Origin of the sequence: Streptomyces sp. NPDC059679, from assembly GCF_042734105.1 — a bacterium.
Lineage (GTDB): Bacteria > Actinomycetota > Actinomycetes > Streptomycetales > Streptomycetaceae > Streptomyces.
In genome coordinates this window covers 1-20,254 of the sequence record NZ_JBHWES010000048.1, presented here as the reverse complement: position 1 = coordinate 20,254, position 20,254 = coordinate 1, and the positions used below count along the sequence as shown (strand labels likewise).

The window sequence follows — 20,254 nt, the reverse complement described above, 5'->3', positions numbered from 1 at the left end:
GGAGTAACCCCATGTCCGTACCTGACGCAATCGATCGTTTCGACTATGTCGTCATCGGCGGCGGCACCGCGGGATCGGTGATCGCCTCCCGCCTCACCGAGGACCCGGACATCCGTGTCGCCGTCATCGAGGGCGGGCCGTCCGACATCGACCGGCCCGAGGTGCTGACCCTGCGCCGCTGGCTCGGTCTGCTCGGCGGCGAACTGGACTACGACTACCCCACCACCGAGCAGCCCCGGGGCAACTCCCACATCCGGCACAGCCGGGCCCGGGTGCTCGGCGGCTGTTCCTCGCACAACACCCTCATCTCCTTCAAGCCGCTGCCGGGCGACTGGGACGAGTGGGCGAAGGCGGGTGCGGACGGCTGGGACGCGGCCTCCATGGACCCGTACTTCGCGGGGCTGCGCAACAACATCGTGCCGGTCGACGAGAAGGACCGGAACGCCATCGCCCGCGACTTCGTCGACGCCGCGCACACGGCGCTCGGCGTGCCGCGCGTCGAGGGGTTCAACAAGGAGCCCTTCCACGAGGGCGTCGGCTTCTTCGACCTCGCCTACCACCCGGAGAACAACAAGCGGTCCTCCGCCTCCGTCGCGTATCTGCACCCGTTCCTCGACCGGCCCAACCTCCAGCTGATGCTGGAGACCTGGGCGTACCGGCTGGAGCTCGACGAGTCCGGCCGGGCGACGGGGGTGCGGGTCCGCACCAAGGACGGCGCGGAGCTGCTGGTCGAGGCGGAGCGTGAGGTGCTGGTCTGCGCGGGCGCCGTGGACACCCCGCGGCTGCTGCTGCACTCCGGTATCGGGCCCCGGCGCGATCTGGAAGCGCTCGGCATCCCCGTGGTGCACGATCTGCCGGGCGTCGGCGAGAACCTGCTCGACCACCCCGAGTCGGTGATCGTCTGGGAGACGGACGGCCCGATCCCCGAGAACTCGGCGATGGATTCGGACGCGGGCCTGTTCGTCCGGCGCGACCCCGGTGCGCAGGGCCCGGATCTGATGTTCCACTTCTACCAAATCCCGTTCACCGACAACCCCGAGCGGCTGGGCTACGAAAAGCCCGAGCACGGTGTGTCGATGACCCCGAACATCCCCAAGCCCCGCAGCCGCGGCCGCCTCTACCTCACCAGCGCGGAGCCGGACCAGAAGCCCGCCCTGGACTTCCGCTACTTCACGGACGAGGAGGACTACGACGGCCGCACCCTCGTCGACGGCATACGCATCGCCCGCGAGATCGCGAAGACCCAGCCGCTGGCGGGCTGGCTCAAGCGCGAGGTGTGCCCCGGGCCCGAGATCACCTCGGACGAGGAGCTCAGCGAGTACGCCCGTAAGGTCGCGCACACCGTCTACCACCCGGCGGGCACCTGCCGGATGGGCGCGGTCTCCGACGAGTCGGCCGTGGTCGGCCCGGACCTGCGGATCCGGGGGCTCAAGGGCATCCGGATCGCCGACGCGTCCGTCTTCCCGACCATGCCCGCCGTCAACCCGATGATCGGGGTGCTGATGGTCGGCGAGAAATGCGCGGAACTGCTCACTACCGGAGGTGAGGCGTGATGAGCGCGACCGAGACCAAGGCATCAACCCCCGCGTCAGGGCGCGACGGCGCGGCAGGTGCGCCGGTGTTCTCCGTACAGGGCCTGTGGAAGGTCTTCGGGCCCAAGGCCGACCGCGTCCCCGGCTCGTCCGTCGCCGATCTGCCCGCCGAGGAGCTGCGCCGCCGTACGGGGTGCACGGCGGCCGTCCGCGATGTGTCGTTCGAGGTGCGGCAGGGCGAGGTCTTCGTCGTCATGGGCCTGTCCGGCTCCGGCAAGTCCACCCTCGTACGCTGTCTGACCCGGCTGATCGAGCCCACCTCCGGCACCCTCCACATCGACGGTGAGGATGTGCTGGCCATGGACAAGGCGCGGCTGCGCGAGCTGCGCCGGCACCGGGCCGCCATGGTCTTCCAGCACTTCGGTCTCCTGCCGCACCGCACCGTGCTCGACAACGTCGCCTACGGCTTGGAGATCCAGGGCATGGGCAAGGCCGAACGCCGCGCCAAGGCCACCGAGATGGTCGCCAAGGTCGGGCTCACCGGTCTGGAGCGGCGTCGCCCAGGCCAGCTCTCCGGCGGTCAGCAGCAGCGCGTCGGCCTGGCCCGCGCGCTGGCCGCCGACCCCGAAGTCCTGCTCTTCGACGAGCCGTTCAGCGCGCTCGACCCGCTGATCCGCCGCGATATGCAGGAGGAGGTGATCCGGCTGCACCACGACGAGGGCCGCACGATGGTCTTCATCACCCACGATCTGAGCGAGGCCCTGCGGCTCGGCGACCGCATCGCGCTGATGCGCGACGGCGGCATTGTGCAGCTGGGCACCCCCGAGGAGATCGTCGGCTCCCCGGCCGACGACTACGTACGGGACTTCGTCCGCGATGTGCCGCGCGAGCAGGTGCTGACCGTGCGCAACGCGCTGCGCGCCGCCGAGGACGGCGAGCGGGACAGCGGCCCCGCGCTCGCGCCCGACGCGACCATCGCCACCGCCATCGAGGCCGTCGCCCGCTCCGGCGGCCCGGCCCGGATCATGGACGGCTCGCGGCTGCTGGGGGTGGTCGACCATCAGCGGCTGCTCGCGGTGGTGGCGGGGCTGCGGGTGAAGGGGGCGCCGGCATGATCCCGGGCACCCGTCACCTCGGCATACGGCACCCCGGCATACGAGGGGCGTGCATGACGGCCGCGACCACCTGCCACTCCGGCATACGGGGGCGCGCATGACCGCCGCGACCACCAGCCACTCCACCTCCGCCACTTCCTCCACTTCCGCCACCGATGGCTCCGACGTCTCTGACGTCTCGAAGTCCACCGACGCGCCCCCGGGCGCGCTGCGCGCCGCGGCCCGCCGCCCCGCCGTCCGCAAGCTGGCCCTGCTCGCCCTGATCGCCGCCGCCCTCGTACCCCTCGCCGCCATCCGCTGGCACAGCGGCAGCTGGCCGGGCGCGCTGACCGTCGATGTGTCGGAGCCGCTGGGCAAGACGAGCGACTGGATCATCGACAACCGCGACAGCCACTGGATCTTCCTCTACTTCTTCGGCCACATCAGCAACGCCGTCATCGTCTCCATCCGCGCCGTCTACCTCACCCTGCTGGCCCTCGGCTGGGCCGGGGTCACCGCCGCCGCGACGCTGTTCGCATGGCGGGTCGCCGGGGTGCGGGTCGCGGTGACCGCCGCCGTGTCGTTCGCGGTGTGCGGGCTGCTGGGGATGTGGGTGCCGACCATGCAGACCCTGGCGCTGATGGCCGTCGCCGTCGCCGTATCGGTGGCCATCGGGATGCTGCTCGGGCTGGCCGGCGGGCTCTCGGAGCGTACGTACCGGGCGCTGCGGCCGGTGCTCGACACCATGCAGGTGCTGCCCGCCTTCGCGTATCTGCTGCCCGTCGCGATGGTCTTCGGCATCGGCGTGCCCGGCGCCGTGCTGGCCACCGTCATCTACGCGGCCCCGCCCATGGCCCGGCTGACCGCGCTGGGGCTGCGCGGCGCGGACGCCGGGGTGATGGAGGCCGTGGCCTCGCTCGGCGCCACCGGGCGGCAGCGGCTGCTGTCGGCCCGGCTGCCGCTGGCCCGTAAGGAGCTGTTGCTCGGCGTCAACCAGACGATCATGATGGCGCTGTCCATGGCCGTCATCGCCTCCGTCATCGGCGGCGCCGGGCTCGGCGACCGCGTCTACCAGGCGCTGTCGGCCGTCGACGTGGGCAAGGCGCTCGCCGCCGGCATCCCGATCGTGCTGCTCGCCGTCGTCCTGGACCGCACCACCGCCGCCGCGGGGCTGCGCCTGGGCACGGACCGGGAGACCGGCCCGCGGTGGCTGCGCGGCTGGTACGCCTGGGCGGGGGTCGCAGCCGGCACCGCCGTCGTGGCGCTGGCCGGGCGGGCCGCCGGCTCGGCCACCTGGCCGGAGGGCTGGACCCTGGCCATCGCCGAACCCGTCAACACCGCCAAGGAGTGGATGGTCGACCACCTCTACTCCGGTGTGCCGGTGGTCGGCGGCACCGCCGACTGGGCGTCCGGCTACGTCACCCATGTCCTCGACCCGCTGCGCAGCGCGCTCCAGGGCCTCCCGTGGTGGTCGCTGCTGCTGATCGTCGCGGCGCTCGCCTGGCTGATCGGCACCTGGGGCACCGCGCTGACCGCCGTCCTGGCCCTGGCCGCGATCGGCGTGCTCGGCGTGTGGGACCCGGCCATGGACACCCTGTCGCAGGTGCTGGCCGCCGTCGCCGTGACGCTCGTCCTCGGCTTCGCGATCGGTATCGCGGCGGCCCGCTCGCCCCGCCTGGAGCGGCTGCTCCGCCCGGTGCTGGACATCTGCCAGACCATGCCGCAGTTCGTCTATCTGATCCCGGTGGTCGCGCTGTTCGGCGTCGGACGGGCCCCGGCGGCTGCCGCGGCCATCGTCTACGCCCTGCCCGCCGTCATCCGCATCACCACGCAGGGCCTGCGCAACGTCGACCCGGCCGCGCTGGAGTCGGCCCGCTCGCTCGGCGCCACCCGCGGCCAGCAACTGCGCCAGGTCCAGCTACCGCTGGCCCGCCCGGCGCTGCTGCTCGCCGTCAACCAGGGCGTGGTGCTGGTGCTGGCCGTCGTCATCATCGGCGGCCTGGTCGGCTCCGGCGCGCTCGGCTACGACGTGGTCTTCGGCCTGGCCCAGGGCGATCTGGCGACCGGCCTGGTGGCGGGCGCGGCGATCGTCTGCCTGGGCCTGATGCTCGACCGGGTGACGCAGCCGACGGCGCGCCGCCCGAAGAAGGGAGCCTGACCGTGCCGAGCACCCATACCCGGCGCCGTACCCGCACCCGGCTGCTGACGGCCGCCACGGGGGTCACCGCCCTGCTCACCGCGACCGGCTGCGGCGCGGCGGACATGACCAAGCAGTCCTCGCCGTACGCGAACGTCGGCGGCACCAAGAGCGTCACCCTGTCCGTCCAGTCCTGGGTCGGCGCGCAGTCCAATGTCGCCGTCGCCGAATACCTCCTCGACCACGAGCTGGGCTATCGCGTCGACACCGTCCAGGTCGACGAGGTCCCCGCCTGGGACGCGCTCAGCCAGGGGCGGGTTGACGCCATCCTGGAGGACTGGGGCCACCCGGACCAGGAGCAGCGCTACGTCAAGGACAAGAAGACGATTGCGCCCGGCGGCGATCTCGGTGTCACCGGCCATATCGGCTGGTTCGTCCCCAAGTACTTCGCCGACGCGCACCCCGATGTCACCGACTGGCGGAACCTCAACAAGTACGCCAAGACGTTCCGCACGGCTGAAAGCGGCGGCAAGGGCCAGCTCTTGGACGGCTCGCCGTCGTATGTCACCAATGACAAGGCGCTGGTGAAGAACCTGGACCTGGACTACCAGGTCGTCTTCGCGGGTTCGGAGGCGGCGCAGATCACCCAGATCAAACAGTTCGCCAAGGAGAAGAAGCCGTTCCTGAGCTACTGGTACGCGCCGCAGTGGCTGTTCAACCAGGTGCCGATGGTCGAGGTGAAGCTGGCGAAGTACACGGACGCATGCGCCGCGAAGGGCGCCGAGGACCCCAAGTCCTTCGACTGCGCCTATCCGACCACCCCGCTGCAGAAGTATCTCAACGCGGACTTCGCCAGGAAGGGCGGCAAGGCGGCGGAGTTCCTGAAGAAGTTCCACTGGACCGAGGACGACCAGAACGCGGTCTCCGAGTTGATCGCCTCGGACGGGCTCTCCGCGGAGGACGCGGCGGAGAAGTGGGTCAAGGAGCACCCGGACGTCTGGAAGAAGTGGCTGCCCTGAGACAGGTACAGCCGCACGCCGACGTGTGTCGGCGTGCGGCTGTACCGCGTTTCGGACTTCGTCAGACTGGTCGGCCTCGTCAGCCGATGACGCTGTTCAGCCAGGAGCGGTGGTAGTGGAGGTCGGTGTAGATGTCCGGGGTCGACCCGCAGATCTCGCCGACGCCGCGGCTGTCCACGCCGACGAGCTGCCAGCGGCCGTTGACCTTCTTCAGCAGCGGTGAACCGGAGTCACCGCCGCACGGACCGTAGGTGTCCTGCGGGTTGTCCGTGCACACATCGCCCTCGCGGATGCCCCACGAGTCGTCCCCCGTGGCGTCCACCCGGCACTTTTCCGTGGTCGGGTCGATCACCTTGGTGTCGAGCTCCTGAAGCTTCACCGGAAGCTTTGTCGGGTCGCCGACGTCGGCGGTCGCGGTGTAGCCCCAGCCGAGCTGCCGGACCGCGGTGCCCGCCTTGGTCGACGTGGACGCCAGGGGGACCGTTTTGTTGGTCAGCGCGGTGTCGAGCTGGAGGAGCGCCACGTCGTAGCCCTCGGAGCGCTCGTCGAGCGCCTTGTACCCGGGGTCGACCTCGATCTTCTTGACCTTCGCGACGGTGCCGCCGGTGGTCCGGTCATTGGAGCCCACCCGGACGTGGAACAGCGCCGGGTCCATGACCGTGTACGGGGCCGAGTCGGTACCCGCTGTGGTGACGCAGTGCGCCGCGGTAACGACCCAGTCCTTGCGGATCAGCGCGCCGGTGCAACGGTGACCGTCGGGGTCCCCGTTCCTTTCCTTCTGCAGGGAAACGATGAACGAGTAGTTTTCGGTGGCGTCATGGCCGCCGATAATCCTGGGGGTCGGAGTCGAGGGATTTTCCTCGGCCTGCGCCGTCCCGGCCCCGGCGAGCGCGCCGACGGAAAGCGCCGCGGCCAGCAGCGCACGGGTCGCCAACCACCTTGCGGCCCCCCGGCGTTCGCCCGCTGCGCGCTCCCCTGTAAGGTTGTTCATTCTTTTGTTGCTCCCCGTTTTACGTACTGCTTTTCGCGAATTTCGAGTGCACGATAACCCCGCCCCGCAGACGTGTCCAGCGGCTTTGTATGCCGCTTTATTGCCGGGGGAATCCGGTTGGCGATATTGGTCAGTTTTGCGGTGATGAATCAGGAGAGCTGCATTCTTTTGGCGGGTTCTCTTGTCGGGAATGTGACATTACGCCGGGCGTAGTTGTTCGGCGATGTCCTCCACCGCCGCCAGCGCCCGGCGGAAGAGGCGGGGGCCGAACGTGATGCGGGTCGCACCCGATTCGCCGAGTTCGCGGATGGAGGGGCCGTCCGGGTCGGCCATCGCGTTGAGCGGGGCGCCGATGCCGGCCGCGAGCCGGGGGAGCAGCCGCGGGGGCGCGAAGATCGGGTAGACGCAGTCGGCGCCCGCCGCCACGTAACGCCGCCCGCGGTCGATGGCCTCCTCGACCAGCCGGTCCTGGTCCGCCGGGTCCGTCCTGCCGCCCGCCCCGCGGCCCCTGGCACCTTCGCCGCGTACGAAGACATCGACGCGGGCGTTGATGACCAGGCTGTCGCCCGCCGCCGCGCGGACCTCGGCGAGCCAGTCCGCCTGCCGCCGCGCGTCCTTGAGCGCGTCCGCCGCCCGGTCGCCGTCCTCCAGGTTGCACCCCACGGCGCCGGCCTCCAGCAGCCGGTCGACAATTTCCGCGGGGGCGAGCCCGTAACCGTCCTCGATGTCCGCCGTCACTGGCACGTCCACGGCGCGGGCGATCCGGGCGACCGCGGCGAACATCTCGTCGGCCGGAGTCTCGCCGTCCCGGTAGCCCAGCGAGGCCGAGATCCCCGCGCTCGGCGTGGCGAGCGCGGGGAAGCCCGCCGCGGCCAGGACGCGGGCGGTGGCCGCGTCCCAGGGGTTGGGTAAGACGAGCGGGTCGCCGGGGGCCCGGCCGTGGTGCAGGGCGCGCAGCGTCGTCGCGCCGGTCGTGCTCGTGCCGGTCATGCCTTGCCCGGCACCATGCGGGTGCTGACGCCGATGCGGTTCCAGGCGTTGATGGCGATGATCGCGGCGATGACCTGGGCCAGTTCGGCCTCCTCGAAGTGGGCCGCCGCCCGCTGGTACACCTCGTCGGGGACGAAGCCGTCGGTCAGCACGGTGACGGCCTCGGTCAGCGCGAGCGCCGCCCGCTCCTTCTCGGTGAAGAAGCCCGACGCCTCCTCCCAGGCGCTGAGGAGGTTGATGCGCTCCTCGGTCTCGCCCGCCTTGCGCGCGTCCCGGGTGTGCATATGGACACAGAAGGCGCAGTGGTTGATCTGCGACGCACGGATCTTGATCAGGTCGACGAGGGCGGGGTCGAGGCCCTTACGGGCGGCCGCGTCGAGGCCGACCATCGCCTTGTAGAACTCGGGGGCCAGATTGGCCAGCCGCATACGGGGGCCGTGGTCGTGGGTGCTCTGAGCTGTCTCGGGTGTCTCGGGTGTCTTGTTGGTCGTCGTCATGGCTACCACGCTAGGACGTCAGTAGCCCAGGAGTATGGTCCATTTCCATGGAGGATTCATGGGCCACTTCCCAGGCCGGCCTCGGCGCCGATCTGCATCTTGATCTACCGGAGCGTGGCGGGGCCGGGGTGGGCGCCGCGCTCATCCGGTCCCTGCGCGACGCCGTACGCGGCGGCCGGCTCGCCCCCGGCACCCGGCTGCCCTCCTCCCGCTCGCTCGCCGCCGACCTCGGCATCGCCCGTAACACCGTCGCCGACGCGTACGGCGAACTGGTCGCCGAGGGCTGGCTCACCGCCCGGCAGGGCTCGGGAACCCGCGTCGCCGCGCGCGTCGTACCGCCCGAGCCCACGCCCCCGCGCACCCCGCCGACCGCCGAACCGCGCCGCCGCCCCACCTACGACCTGCGGCCCGGCTCGCCCGATGTCTCGTCCTTCCCCCGCGCGGCCTGGCTCTCCGCCGCCCGGCGGGCCCTGACCGCGGCGCCGCACGACGCCTTCGCGTACGGCGGGCCGCGCGGGCGCCCCGAGCTGCGCCGCGCCCTCGCCGACTATCTGGCGCGCGCCCGCGGGGTGCGGGCCGACCCGGAGCGGATCGTGATCTGCGCGGGGTTCCAACAGGGCCTGGCCGTCCTCAGCAGGGTGCTGCGGGCCGCGGGCGAGCGGGAGGTGGCCGTCGAGTCGTACGGTCTTGACCTCCACTGGAATGTCATGCGCCGCGCCGGGCTGCGCACCGTACCGCTGCCGGTCGACGAGCGCGGCGCCCGCACGGACGAGCTGGCCGGGCTGACCGGCGTACGGACCGTACTGCTCACCCCGGCGCATCAGTTCCCGACCGGGGTGTCCCTGCACCCCGACCGCCGTGCCGCCGTGGTCGACTGGGCCTCCCGTACGGGCGGTCTGGTGGTCGAGGACGACTACGACGGGGAGTTCCGCTACGACCGCAACCCGGTCGGGGCGCTCCAGGGGCTCGACCCCGAGCGGGTGCTCTACCTGGGCACTTCGAGCAAGAGCCTGGCGCCCGTGCTGCGGCTGGCCTGGATGGTGGTGCCCGGCCACCTGATGGACGGGCTGCTGGCGGCCAAGGGGACGGGGGAGTGGCCGACGGGCGGTCTCGACCAGCTGACGCTCGCCGAGTTCCTTGAGTCCGGGGCGTACGACCGCCATGTGCGCGGTATGCGGCTGCGCTACCGGCGCCGGCGTGACCAACTGGTCGCGGCGCTGGCCGAGCACGCCCCGCGGGTACGGGTGCGGGGGATCGCGGCGGGGCTGCACGCGGTGCTCGAACTCCCGCCGGGGACCGAGCGGTCCGTGCTGCAGGGCGCGGCCTGGCAGGGCCTGGCGATGGACGGACTTGCCCGCTTCCGGTACGCGGCGGACGACGATGACGACGTGCGGGGGGACGTACTGGAGGACGCGGTGGGCGACGCCCTGGTGGTCGGCTACGGGACCCCGCCCGACCACGCCTTCTCGGGCGCGCTGGAGGCGCTGTGCCGGGCACTTCCCATATGAGCCCCGCCGTTCAAATGTGCGACCGCGCCCTTTAGGCTGGCGGCCAGTCAAAACACGGTCGAAAGAACAGGCCACGGGGGAGACGCCATGGAGCGGACAGGGCGGCGCAAACTACGGTCGAGCACGGTGATCCTGGGCGGCATGGGCGCGCTCGCGGCCGCGCTCACCTCCTGCGGTTCCGAGCCCGACAAGCGCTGTGTGGACCGGAACAGCTACGACGCGATCAAGGGCTACCGCGTCGTCGACTCCAACAACTGCAACTCCTCCTCCTCGTCCACCGCCGGCAAGAAGAGCCGCGGCAAGAAGAAGTCCGTCGACGGCGACTGGTACTACGACTCCGACGTCGGCGGCGGCTGGGCCGACTACGGCACCTTCGACAAGAGCAAGGCCGCGGACCGCGGCGGCTTCGGCTGCTCCGGCTCCGGCGGTGGCTGACCGGCCGGCACGGACTGTGAAGCAGCTCGGACCATGAAGCGTCACACCCTCACCCCGCGCCCCGACTGGCAGCCCACCGTCGAGGAACAGGGCGTCATCTATCCGCTGACCCGCTACCCCGACGGTTCGCTGCGCCCGTACTGGGACGAGAGCGCCTACTACGAGTTCTCCCTCCCCGAGGTCGAGGCGCTCGAAGAGGTCGTCGAGGAGCTGCACCGGATGTGCCTGGCCGCGGCCGAGCACATCGTCGAGGCGGACCGCTTCGCCGACCTGGGCATCGATGATCCGCGGCTGGCCGACCTGGTCGCCGAGTCCTGGCGCCGCCGGTCCGAACAGCCCAGCGTGTACGGGCGGTTCGACCTGCGCTACGACGGGGGTCCGGGCGGCCCGGCCAAGCTGCTGGAGTACAACGCCGATACGCCCACCTCACTGGTGGAGGCGGCCAGCGCCCAGTGGTTCTGGATGGAGGACCGCTTCCCCGGCGCCGACCAGTGGAACTCCCTGCACGAGCGGCTGGTCGACGCCTGGAAGCGGCAGGCGGCGCTGCTGCCGCCGGGCGCGCCGCTGTACTTCGCGCACTCGGCCGGGGACGAGCTGGGCGAGGACCTGATGACGGTCGCGTATCTGCGCGAGACCGCCGAGCAGGCCGGGCTGCGCACCGAGGCGATCTCGATGGAGGACATCGGCTGGGACCGTCTCTCCGGCCGCTTCGTCGACAAGCGGTTCCGCTTCATCCGGGCCTGTTTCAAGCTCTACCCCTGGGAGTGGCTGGCCACCGACCGGTTCGGCCCGTATGCCCTGGACACGCTCGACAACGGCGGCGGCACCGGCTCCACCCTGTGGATCGAGCCCGCCTGGAAGATGCTGCTGTCCAACAAGGCGCTGCTGGCCGTCCTGTGGGAGCTGTTCCCCGGCCACCCCAACCTGCTGCCCGCCTACCTCGACGGCCCCCGCGAGCTGGCCCGCACCACCGGGTACGTCGCCAAGCCGCTGCTGGGCCGTGAAGGCGCGGGCGTCACGGTGCACCGGGCGGGCGCGGAGCCCGTCGTACGGGACGAGGCATGCTGCTACCAGGAGCTGGCGCCGCTGCCCGACTTCGACGGCAACCGGGTGGTGCTCGGGACCTGGGTCGTCGAGGGCGAGTCGGCGGGGCTCGGCATCCGCGAGTCGGCGGGGCTGATCACCGACGAATACGCGCGCTTTCTGCCACATGTGATCCTCTGACAGTTCAGGCTCAGCCGTGCGCCTGCTGGGCGTGGGTGGGCAGCAGGCCCACCAGCAGCAGCGTCAGGAAGTTCAGGCCCGCGGCGATGCCGAAGACCAGTTCCGCGGCGGCGAAGCAGGAATGGCCGGACGGGTGCCCGACCCGGGCGAAGAACACCGTGCCGAGGGCGGCGACGCCGATGGCGCCGGCGAACTGCTGGACGGCGTTGAGCAGGCCGGCGCCGGTGCCGACTTCTTCGGCGGTGGCATCGCCGATGATGAAATCGACCAGCGGGACGAACACCAGCCCGGAGCCGAATCCGGCGAACAGCAGCGCGGGCGCCAGCTTCCAGACGGTGATGTCGGCGCCCCAGTGGGCGATGGACCACCACAGGGCCAGCAGGCCGACGACGGCGATGGACAGCCCCAGGTGCAGGCTTGCGCGCCCCAGCCTCTCGGCCAGCACGGCGCCCGCGAGCAGGACGGCGACGGCGGTGCCGAGGGCCCAGGGGATCAGCGTGAGGCCGGTGTGCAGCGGTGTCCAGTGCATGCCCTGCTGCAGCAGCAGGTTGATGACGAGGACGAACGCGCTGAGTGATGCGTAGAACCCGGCCACGATCACCAGGCCGACGACGAAGCTGCGCTTGCGGAACAGCGACGGGGTGATGACCGGGTGCTCGCTGCGCCGTTGGGAGACGACGAACAGCGCGAGCAGAACGACCGCGGCGGCCATCATGACGTACGTCCAGGCGGGCCAGCCGAGTTCGCGTCCCTGGATGAGCGGGATGATGAGCAGCGCCGAGGCCGCGGTGAGCAGGCCGACGCCGGTGAGGTCGAGGCGGGCGGCCGGGTCCTCGCCGCCGTGGCGGGGCAGCACCCGTCGGCCGAGTACGGCGGCGACGATGCCGAACGGGACGTTGATCAGGAAGATGGAGCGCCACTGGCTGCCGAACAGGTCCAGGTGGAGCAGCCAGCCGGCCAGGATGGGCCCGGCCACCATGGTCAGGCCCATCAGCGGGCCGACCGGGGTCAGCGCCTTGCGCAGATGCTGGGGCGGGAACACGACCTTCACCAGGGCCAGCCCCTGCGGGATCATGACCGAACCGCACAGGCCCTGCAGGGTGCGGGCGATGATCAGGAAGACCGCGTCGGGGGCGAGACCGCAGGCCAGCGAGGTCAGGGTGAAGCCGGTCATGCCGAGCAGGAACAGCCGCCGTCGCCCGAGCAGGTCCCCGAGCCGTCCCGAGGTGACCAGGCCGAGGGCGAAGGCCGCGGTGTAGGCGCTCAGCACCCACTGCACCGTCACCTCGCCGCCGCCGAGATCGGCGCGGATGGACGGGCCGGCGAGGTTGGCGATGCTCGAGTCGATCAGATCCATGATGTCGGCCAGGACCACGACGGCCAGGACGAGCCATGCGGTGCGCAGTGGCAGGGGGCCTTGGGCGGGCGCTTGAGATATGTGCTGGTCAATAGACACGAACACTGTTCTATGACAGAACTGTGTTCTAGGCAATGCGAACACTGTTCGGAGTGATGTAGAACACTGTTCGTCGATTCGCTAGACTGCCCGTATGTCACCGACTCCGCAGGAACGGCGCGCAGCGCGGCACCAGCTCGGCACCGGTTCGAGCGCACCAGCGGCCCGGCGTGGACCGTCCGGCGGGCGCAAGAAGCCGATCACGGTCGACGCCATCATCGGCACCGCGTTCGGCATCGTGGAGAAAGAGGGATACGAAGCCCTGACGATGCGGCGCCTGGCCACCGCGCTGGAGACGGGGCCGTCGTCGCTCTACGCCCACGTCGTCAACAAAGAGGACCTGGACGAACTGCTCCTCGGCCGGCTGTGCGCCGAGATCGACCTGCCCGAACCGGACCCCGCCGGCTGGCGGCAGCAGATCATCAGCGTCTGCACCCAGCTGCGCGACCAGTATCTGCGCTACCCGGGAATCTCCCAGGCGGCGTTCGCCGCCGCTCCGTCCAATCTGGACACGCTGCGCGTCAGCGAGGGAATGCTCGCCATCCTGCTCGCCGGGGGCATCGCCCCGCAGGCTGCCGCCTGGGCGATCGACTCACTGTCGCTCTACGTCAACGCCTACAGCCTCGAACTCTCGCTGGCGAACAGGCGGCTCAGCCGCGGCGACGACGACTGGGTCGTCAGCCGCGATGAACTACTGGGCCGATTCGCCGCACTGCCCGATACGTTCCCGCAGACCAAGCGCTACGCCGCCGAGCTCACGGCCGGAACGGTCCACGATCGCTTCGACTTCACCATCGGCTTGATGATCGACGGGCTGGGAGCTGCGAGTCCCTGACAGGTGATCCTTCGGAGGGCCGCCGAGCGCTGCGGGGCGCCCGACGGCCCTCCGGCAGCTCCGTCAGTCGGTCAGGCGGGGGCGCTCACCCGGCCAGGACGGCCCGCAACTGGTCCAGGCCCCAGTCCAGGTCCTCCTTGCTGATCACCAGCGGGGGCGCGAGCCGGATCGTGGAGCCGTGGGTGTCCTTGACCAGCACGCCCCGGTCCATCAGCTTCTCCGAGATCTGCCGCCCGGTGCCGTACGAGGGGTCGATGTCCACCCCCGCCCACAGCCCCCGCCCGCGTACGGCCCGTACGCCGCCGCGCTGGTGCGCCGGGCTGTCCACCAGCAGCCCCAGCTCGCTGTGCAGATGCTCGCCGAGCTCCGCCGCCCGCTGCTGGAACTCACCGGTCCGCAGGATGGCGATGACCTCCAGCGCTACCGCGCAGGCCAGCGGGTTGCCGCCGAAGGTCGAACCGTGCTCGCCCGGCCCGTACACGCCAAGCACCTCATGCGAGGACACCACCGCCGACACCGGCACCACGCCCCCGCCGAGCGCCTTGCCCAGCACATACACATCCGGGACGACGCCCTCGTGCTCACAGGCGAAGGTCTTGCCGGTACGCCCCAGGCCGGACTGGATCTCATCCGCGATGAACAGCACATTCCGCGCCCGGGTCAGCTCCCTGACCCCGGCCAGATAGCCGGCCGGCGGCACCAGCACCCCCGCCTCGCCCTGGATCGGCTCCAGCAGCACCGCCACCGCGTCCTCGCCGGCGCCGCCCAGGGCCGCCTCCATCGCGGCCAGATCGCCGTACGGCACGATCTCGAAGCCCGGCGTATACGGACCGAAGTCGGCCCGGGCCTCGGGGTCGGTGGAGAAGCTGATGATGGTGGTCGTCCGGCCGTGGAAGTTGTTGTCCGCGACGATGATCTTCGCCCGGCCGTCCGGGACGCCCTTGACCCGGTAGCCCCACTTCCGAGCGGTCTTCACGGCCGTCTCCACCGCCTCCGCCCCCGTGTTCATGGGCAGCACCATCTCCATGCCGCACAGCTCGGCCAGCTGTGAGCAGAAGGTGGCGAAGCGGTCGTGATGGAACGCGCGGGAGGTGAGCGTGACCCGCTCCAGCTGGGCCTTCGCGGCGTCGATCAGCCGCCGGTTGCCGTGCCCGAAGTTGAGCGCGGAGTACCCGGCGAGCATGTCGAGGTACCGCCTCCCCTCGACATCGGTCATCCAGGCGCCCTCCGCGGACGCGACGACGACCGGAAGCGGATGGTAGTTGTGCGCGCTGTGTGCCTCGGCGGCGGCGATGGCGCGTTCCGTTGAGGTCAAAATCATGCTCCGTTCGGTGTCGGCGCTGATCTGTGCTCTTTTCTATCGTCGCCCGGGTGGTTTGCGAAGAAACTTTACGGCGCGGGGCCGGCCTGCGAGGCCGGTCCGCTGGGGCGGGCCGACGCCCGGCCGCGGCGGCGTCGAAAATAATGTCGGCGCCGCGGGCCCCGACTGCTTAGGGTCCTGCCGTGAGAGATCTTCGGCTGTTGCCCAAGGCCCATCTGCACACCCACCTGGAAAGCACCGTCCGCCCCGCAACGATCCGCGAGCTGGGAGGCGAGCCGCCCGCCCAGGACCGGCCGTTCACCAGTTTCCGGGAGTTCGCCGACCAGCGGGCCGCGGTGCGCGCGCTGCTGCGCGACCATCGGCACTTCCGCCGTATCGCCGAGGAGTTCTGTCAGGACGAGGCGGGCCAGGGCGTCCGCTACGCGGAGGTCACCTTCACCGCCGCGGCCCACGGCGAGCGCGTCGGTGATCCGGAGATGCCGCTGCAAGCCGTGCTGGAGGGACTGGCCGCCGGCGCGGAACGGTACGGCATCCACACCCGGGTCATCCTGGACCACTCGCGCCGCCGCCCCGTCGAGCGGCTGTGGCACAGCCTCAAGCTGGCCACCCGGTACCCGCAGGTGATCGCCATCGGCCTCGCGGGAGACGAGTCCTACCCGGCGGCGCCCTTCGCCGACGTACTCCAGGCCGCCCGCGAGGCGGGGCTGCACCTGGTCCACCATGCCGGGGAGACGGCCGGCCCGGACAGTGTCCGGGAGGCCCTGACGGTGGGGCATGCGGAGCGGATCGGCCACGGCATCCGCGTACTGGAGGATCCGGACCTGGTGGCCGAGGTGCGGAGACGCCGTGTGCCGCTGGAGGTCTGCCCCTCCTCCAACGTCCTGCTCGGCCTGGTGCCGTCACTGGCGGAGCACCCACTGCCGCGCCTGGTCGAGGCCGGTCTGACGGTCACCGTGAACACAGACGGGGAGACGTCGCTGGCGGCGGAGTACCAGCACGCCCGGGAGATTTTCGGGTACGGCGACGCCGAACTGGCCAACCTGGCCCGCGCCTCGGTCGAGGGCAGCTTCGCCCCCGCGGAGTTGAAGGCGCAGATCAGCACCGAGATCGAGCAATGGCTGAGCGGGTGAGGGCGGCTCATCGGGCAGGGGATCGTCGGGCGAATCCGGCTTGACCCTCACGTTGCGTGAGGCCGGAGGGTGGGGCGCGTGAGCGACTACTACAACGCGTTTGAGATGAGCCCCGTGCCCGATCCCGGCCCGGACGCGGTTCCGCCGGAGCCGTTCCGTGGCATCTACGGAATGCCCGCGTTCGTGACGATCCCCACGAGCGATTTGGCGGCGTCGGTGGACTTCTGGATCCGTGGGCTCGGGTTCTTCGAGCTGTTCAGCATCCCCGGCAGGCTTGTGCATCTGCGCCGGTGGGCGTTCCAGGACGTACTCCTCGTCACGGCGGCGAGCGTTCCGGAGCAGCCACCAGCGATGAGCTTCAGTTTCTCGGGTGTGCTCAGCCAGGTCGATTCCCTTGCCGAGGCATGCCGTGCGCTGCGCCCGGACTCGGTCGACGGTCCACGGGACACTCCCTGGAACACCCGCGATGTGGAGGTGATCACCCCCGAGAACGCACGGATCGTTTTCACCGCGGCCAAGCCCTTTGATCCGGCCGGCCAGGAGGCGCGGAACCTTGCAGCCATCGGGATCGCCCCACCGGGCGACGGCGACGGCCACGGCGACAATGAGGAACATGCCTGACGCCGCTGACGCCGCTGACGCCGCTGACGCCGCTGGCCTGACCGTCGGCCAGGTCGCGACGCGTCTGGGCGTGACAGTCCGCGCGCTGCACCACTGGGACGAGATCGGTCTGGCGCGACCGTCGCTGCGCACGGCTGCCGGATACCGGCTCTACACCGCTGGCGATCTGGAACGCCTGCACCGCATCGTCGTCTACCGTGAGCTCGGTCTCGGCCTGGACAGGATTCGGGCCATCTTGGACGACTCGACCGCGGACGTGCCCGGCGCATTGCGCGCGCAGCGCACCCAGGTCGCCGAACGGATCGACCGCCTCCAGCAGCTCAGCGCCGGACTGGACCGGATGATCGACGCCCACGAGCGCGGCCTGCTGCTGACCGCCGAGCAGCAGGCCGCGATCTTCGGCCCCCAGTGGAACCCGGACTCGCCCGCCCAAGCCCGTCAGCGGTACGGAGACACGACGCAATGGCGGCAGTACGCCGAACGCTCGGCCTCCCGCGGCCCGGAGGAATGGCAGACCGTCGCCGACGCCGTTGCCGGCCTCGACCGCGCCCTCGGGGACGCGATGGACGCCGGTGCCGCACCTGGTAGCCCGGAAGCGAATCAACTCGTCGAGCGGCACCGCGAGGTCTTTGCTTCGTACTTTCCCCTCACCAGGCAGATGCAGGTCTGTCTCGGCCGCATGTACGACGCCGATCCGGGATTTGCTGCCCACTACGACGGCATCCGCGCCGGCCTTGCCACGTGGTTCCGCCGCATCATCGACGCCAGCGCACGCGCCCACGGCATCGACCCCGACACCGCGACCTGGCAGTAGAGCGCGGGTCCGCGGGGCGTTAGTGGGACGTTAGCGGCTCGGCAGCCGGGCGGCAGTGGCACGACAGCGGGGGGCGGGAGGCTTGAGCCGTACCGAGAAAGACACACCGGAAACGGCCAAGTCCATCTGGGGGGAACTCACATGTCGATCACCGCCTTCACCGCCCGCCGAGCCCGTACCATGCGCCTGGCCGCCGTCGGCCTGACCGCGGTCGCCGCCCTGACCCTCACCGCCTGCAACAGCAACGAGGGCACCGGCACCAAGAGCGAGGCCCCGGCCGAGCACAGCGATCAGCGCCTCGACGCCGCGGGCGGTGCGAAGAAGGGTTCCGACAACTCGGAGCAGGAGATCGGCCCGTGTGACATCAACAAGCTGACGGTCGGCGTCAAGTCGGTTCAGCGGCCGGTGAACTACATGGTGCTCGAGGTCAACAACCACGCGGGCGTGGACTGCAACATGCCCGGCTACCCGATCCTGAAGTTCGGCGAGGACGCCCAGGCCGCCACCCCGGTGTACGAGGACAGCAAGCCGCAGGCCGTGGTCACCCTCGCCCCCGGCGAGACTGCCTACGCGGGCATCCGCACCTCCTCCGCCGACGGCTCGGGCCAGAACGGCTACAAGGCCACCTCCCTGGAGGTCTACCTCGAAGGCTCCGACGACTCCAAGTCCGTCGAACTCCCCGGCGGCTCCGTCTACATCGACAACAGCGCCAAGGTCACCTACTGGCAGAGCGACCTGACCAACGCCCTCGACTAACGCCCCTCCGGGCTCGGCCCACAGACTCGGGGAGCCGCCTCCCCCCGGCTTCCCGCCCCGATGGCCCCCGCCCCCGCGGGGGCCATCGGCTTTCCGCGCAGGGGGCATCAGGGAGGGTGGCACTTCCCAGCGGTGGCTAGGTGTGCTGTCCAGCGAATCATGGGACCCGGAACGCTCGCCGGTAGGCGCCCGGGGTCGTGCCTGTCTGGGCGCGGAAGCGGCGGCGCAGATTGACCGCAGAGCTGAGGCCGACGCGGGCCGCGATCGCCTCGACTGGCAGGTCCGTCTCCTCCAACAGGGTGCGTGCCGCGGCCACCCGGCGGGAGAGCAACCATGCACCCGGACTCGTGCCGAGCTGGTCGGCGAAGCGTCGGGCCAGGGTGCGGGGTGAGACGCCGAGGTACGCGGCCAGGTCGTCCACCGACAACGGTGTCTCAAGGCGCTCGTCGGCCCATCCGAGCAGGCCACCCAGCGCATCCCCGGGCGGTGGAGGCGGCGCGTACTGCGCCTGGCCGCCCTCGCGATGCGGCGGCAGCACCATGTGCCGTGCGAGCAGGGCGGCGTACGCGGCCCCGTGGTCGTGCCGGACCAGATGCAGGCACAGGTCGAACCCCGCGCCCGCACCGGCGCTGGTGGCGACGTCACCGTGATCCACGTAGAGCCTGTCCGGCTCCACGCGCACCCGGGGGAACTCCCGCCGCAGCTGCTCGGCGCGCGCCCAGTGCGTGGTGGCCGAGCGGCCGTCCAACAGTCCGGTGCGGGCCAGCGCGAACACCCCGGAGCAGATCGTGACCAGCCGCGCCCCACGCGCGTGCGCCCGCAGCAGAGCCCGGCGTACGGGATCGGAGAGCGGCTCTTCCACCGGCAGCCAGCCCGGGATGATCACGGTGTCCGCGGCCTCGAGCGCCGACAGGCCCTGCGCCACGGATATCGCGTACCCGCCCGTGGTCGGCACTGGGCCGGGTGTCTCCGCGCATGTCTCGAATGTGTAGTGCTGCGGTACCCCTGACCGCTTCGTGCCGAAGACCTCGACGGCGCAGCCGAGTTCGAACGTCGACTGCACTGGCCGCACCAGGGTTACCACGCGATGCATGGCAGGAAAGTACCCCATGATGTCATCTCAGACTCTGTCCTGCCGCGGCCCACGCACGGCACTGTTGCAGGCATGCACCCCGAGATCCTCGCGCAGGAGGGCTACACCTCCGTCTCTGTCGACGAATCCCCGGTCCGTGAGCTGTTCCCCGGGATCCGGCTGCGTCCCCTGTGGCGGGGACCGGCCGGCGCGCACGCCAACGTGCTGGAGATGGAGGCGGGCACCTCCTGGCCGCACCGCGATGTCCACGAGCCCGGCCCGGAGGAGGTCTACGTGGTTGCCGGCACCTTCAACGACGGAGCACGCGACTACCCGGCCGGCACGTTCCTGCACGCCCCGGCCGGGTCGTGGCATGTGCCCTCGACCACCACCGGCTGCACGCTGTTCCTCTTCTACCCAGAGGGCTAGCGGTCCGCCGCTCCCACGCACAGTCCGCCGACCAGCGACCCGAGACCACGACGGTCACAAGATCCGCCGGACAGGACTTAGGGGAGTGTCGGGCAGGGGATGGTCGGGCGGGTCCGGTTCGCGCTGCAGGCGACCAGCTGCACTGAGGCGAATCCGGTGCCTCGCAGGTACCAGCCGCCGATGACGTCTCCGCCCCAGCTGAGGCGGTCTTCTGCGGCGGCGAAGCGTTCGGCTTGTCGGGTGGGGTTTTTGTCGTGGTGGGTCATGAAGGTGGGGGTCAGTTGGGTGACCTGGTCTTGGTACCAGGCCGAGGCTTTCTGAGGTTCCTGGAAGGTGGCTTTGATCGTTCTGGCTGGGCGCAGTAGCCAGTGTGCTACCTCCAGGGGTGGTACG

At 70.8% G+C, this 20,254-nt stretch carries 19 protein-coding genes and 1 pseudogene; 13 read left to right on the top strand and 7 right to left on the bottom strand.

What is annotated here, in order from left to right; all coding sequences use genetic code 11:
* Positions 1–11 precede the first annotated feature (11 nt).
* The 4 genes from ACFV2X_RS37105 (at position 12) to ACFV2X_RS37090 (ending at position 5,782) form a co-directional block, all read left to right on the top strand.
* Positions 12–1,553: a GMC family oxidoreductase gene (locus ACFV2X_RS37105; protein ID WP_385625403.1), complete on the top strand. Its 1,542-nt coding sequence runs from the start codon at positions 12–14 to the stop codon at positions 1,551–1,553.
* Complete coding sequence (locus tag ACFV2X_RS37100) at positions 1,553–2,647, top strand: glycine betaine/L-proline ABC transporter ATP-binding protein (protein ID WP_385625401.1); 1,095 nt, start codon at positions 1,553–1,555, stop codon at positions 2,645–2,647. Before ACFV2X_RS37105 ends, ACFV2X_RS37100 begins: the two co-directional genes overlap by 1 nt.
* Positions 2,648–2,744: 97 nt before the next feature.
* Positions 2,745–4,784, top strand: coding sequence for an ABC transporter permease (locus ACFV2X_RS37095; RefSeq protein ID WP_385625400.1), 2,040 nt, complete (start codon positions 2,745–2,747; stop codon positions 4,782–4,784).
* Between the two features lie 2 nt (positions 4,785–4,786).
* Positions 4,787–5,782, top strand: coding sequence for an ABC transporter substrate-binding protein (locus ACFV2X_RS37090; RefSeq protein WP_385625398.1), 996 nt, complete (start codon positions 4,787–4,789; stop codon positions 5,780–5,782).
* Between the two features lie 79 nt (positions 5,783–5,861).
* Here the strand turns inward: ACFV2X_RS37090 and ACFV2X_RS37085 are convergent, their stop codons facing one another.
* The 3 genes from ACFV2X_RS37085 to ACFV2X_RS37075 form a co-directional block, all read right to left on the bottom strand.
* A complete protein-coding gene (locus ACFV2X_RS37085; protein ID WP_385625396.1) occupies positions 5,862–6,716 on the bottom strand; it encodes a S1 family peptidase in 855 nt (284 codons plus the stop codon).
* Positions 6,717–6,971: 255 nt separating this feature from the next.
* On the bottom strand, positions 6,972–7,763 hold the full coding sequence (locus ACFV2X_RS37080) for an isocitrate lyase/phosphoenolpyruvate mutase family protein (protein ID WP_385625393.1): 792 nt from the start codon (positions 7,761–7,763) through the stop codon (positions 6,972–6,974).
* Positions 7,760–8,260: a carboxymuconolactone decarboxylase family protein gene (locus ACFV2X_RS37075; RefSeq protein ID WP_385625390.1), complete on the bottom strand. Its 501-nt coding sequence runs from the start codon at positions 8,258–8,260 to the stop codon at positions 7,760–7,762. Before ACFV2X_RS37075 ends, ACFV2X_RS37080 begins: the two co-directional genes overlap by 4 nt.
* 47 nt (positions 8,261–8,307) lie before the next feature.
* On the opposite strand from ACFV2X_RS37075, the gene ACFV2X_RS37070 reads away from it, so the two are divergent.
* The 3 genes from ACFV2X_RS37070 to ACFV2X_RS37060 all read left to right on the top strand — a co-directional run bounded on the left by ACFV2X_RS37070 (position 8,308) and on the right by ACFV2X_RS37060 (position 11,427).
* Entirely contained in the window at positions 8,308–9,768 is a 1,461-nt protein-coding gene (locus ACFV2X_RS37070; protein WP_385625387.1) for a PLP-dependent aminotransferase family protein, read from the top strand.
* Between the two features lie 87 nt (positions 9,769–9,855).
* The gene (locus ACFV2X_RS37065; protein WP_385625384.1) at positions 9,856–10,203 is read left to right on the top strand and encodes a hypothetical protein; all 348 of its coding nucleotides are present in this window, start codon (positions 9,856–9,858) and stop codon (positions 10,201–10,203) included.
* 33 nt (positions 10,204–10,236) lie between these two features.
* The gene (locus ACFV2X_RS37060; RefSeq protein WP_385625381.1) at positions 10,237–11,427 is read left to right on the top strand and encodes a glutathionylspermidine synthase family protein; all 1,191 of its coding nucleotides are present in this window, start codon (positions 10,237–10,239) and stop codon (positions 11,425–11,427) included.
* A 10-nt stretch (positions 11,428–11,437) separates the two neighbouring features.
* Here ACFV2X_RS37060 and ACFV2X_RS37055 read toward each other — a convergent pair whose 3' ends face one another.
* The gene (locus tag ACFV2X_RS37055; RefSeq protein ID WP_385625379.1) at positions 11,438–12,883 is read right to left on the bottom strand and encodes a DHA2 family efflux MFS transporter permease subunit; all 1,446 of its coding nucleotides are present in this window, start codon (positions 12,881–12,883) and stop codon (positions 11,438–11,440) included.
* 94 nt (positions 12,884–12,977) lie between these two features.
* On the opposite strand from ACFV2X_RS37055, the gene ACFV2X_RS37050 reads away from it, so the two are divergent.
* Complete coding sequence (locus ACFV2X_RS37050; RefSeq protein WP_385625376.1) at positions 12,978–13,718, top strand: TetR/AcrR family transcriptional regulator; 741 nt, start codon at positions 12,978–12,980, stop codon at positions 13,716–13,718.
* 85 nt (positions 13,719–13,803) lie between these two features.
* Here the strand turns inward: ACFV2X_RS37050 and rocD are convergent, their stop codons facing one another.
* Positions 13,804–15,033, bottom strand: a complete 1,230-nt coding sequence (rocD, locus tag ACFV2X_RS37045) for an ornithine--oxo-acid transaminase (protein WP_385625504.1) — start codon at positions 15,031–15,033, stop codon at positions 13,804–13,806.
* 188 nt (positions 15,034–15,221) lie between these two features.
* Between rocD and add the strand changes: the two genes are divergently transcribed.
* The 4 genes from add (at position 15,222) to ACFV2X_RS37025 (ending at position 18,360) form a co-directional block, all read left to right on the top strand.
* On the top strand, positions 15,222–16,169 hold the full coding sequence (gene add, locus ACFV2X_RS37040; RefSeq protein WP_385625373.1) for an adenosine deaminase: 948 nt from the start codon (positions 15,222–15,224) through the stop codon (positions 16,167–16,169).
* Between the two features lie 78 nt (positions 16,170–16,247).
* Positions 16,248–16,790, top strand: coding sequence for a VOC family protein (locus tag ACFV2X_RS37035; RefSeq protein WP_385625371.1), 543 nt, complete (start codon positions 16,248–16,250; stop codon positions 16,788–16,790).
* Entirely contained in the window at positions 16,783–17,604 is an 822-nt protein-coding gene (locus ACFV2X_RS37030; RefSeq protein WP_385625369.1) for a MerR family transcriptional regulator, read from the top strand. The genes ACFV2X_RS37035 and ACFV2X_RS37030 overlap by 8 nt, the downstream gene beginning before the upstream one ends.
* Before the next feature lie 141 nt (positions 17,605–17,745).
* Positions 17,746–18,360 (top strand): DUF4232 domain-containing protein, encoded by a 615-nt coding sequence (locus ACFV2X_RS37025; protein WP_385625366.1) that lies wholly within the window; start codon positions 17,746–17,748, stop codon positions 18,358–18,360.
* A 157-nt stretch (positions 18,361–18,517) separates the two neighbouring features.
* On the opposite strand, the gene ACFV2X_RS37020 is transcribed toward ACFV2X_RS37025, so the two are convergent.
* Positions 18,518–19,453 carry a GlxA family transcriptional regulator gene (locus ACFV2X_RS37020; protein ID WP_385625363.1) on the bottom strand — a complete coding sequence of 312 codons (936 nt, stop codon included), beginning with the start codon at positions 19,451–19,453 and terminating at the stop codon, positions 18,518–18,520.
* Positions 19,454–19,525: 72 nt separating this feature from the next.
* Between ACFV2X_RS37020 and ACFV2X_RS37015 the strand changes: the two genes are divergently transcribed.
* On the top strand, positions 19,526–19,861 hold the full coding sequence (locus ACFV2X_RS37015; RefSeq protein ID WP_385625360.1) for a cupin domain-containing protein: 336 nt from the start codon (positions 19,526–19,528) through the stop codon (positions 19,859–19,861).
* A 77-nt stretch (positions 19,862–19,938) separates the two neighbouring features.
* On the opposite strand, the pseudogene ACFV2X_RS37010 reads toward ACFV2X_RS37015, so the two are convergent.
* Positions 19,939–20,254 (bottom strand): annotated as a pseudogene (locus tag ACFV2X_RS37010) (hypothetical protein); the annotation flags it as partial.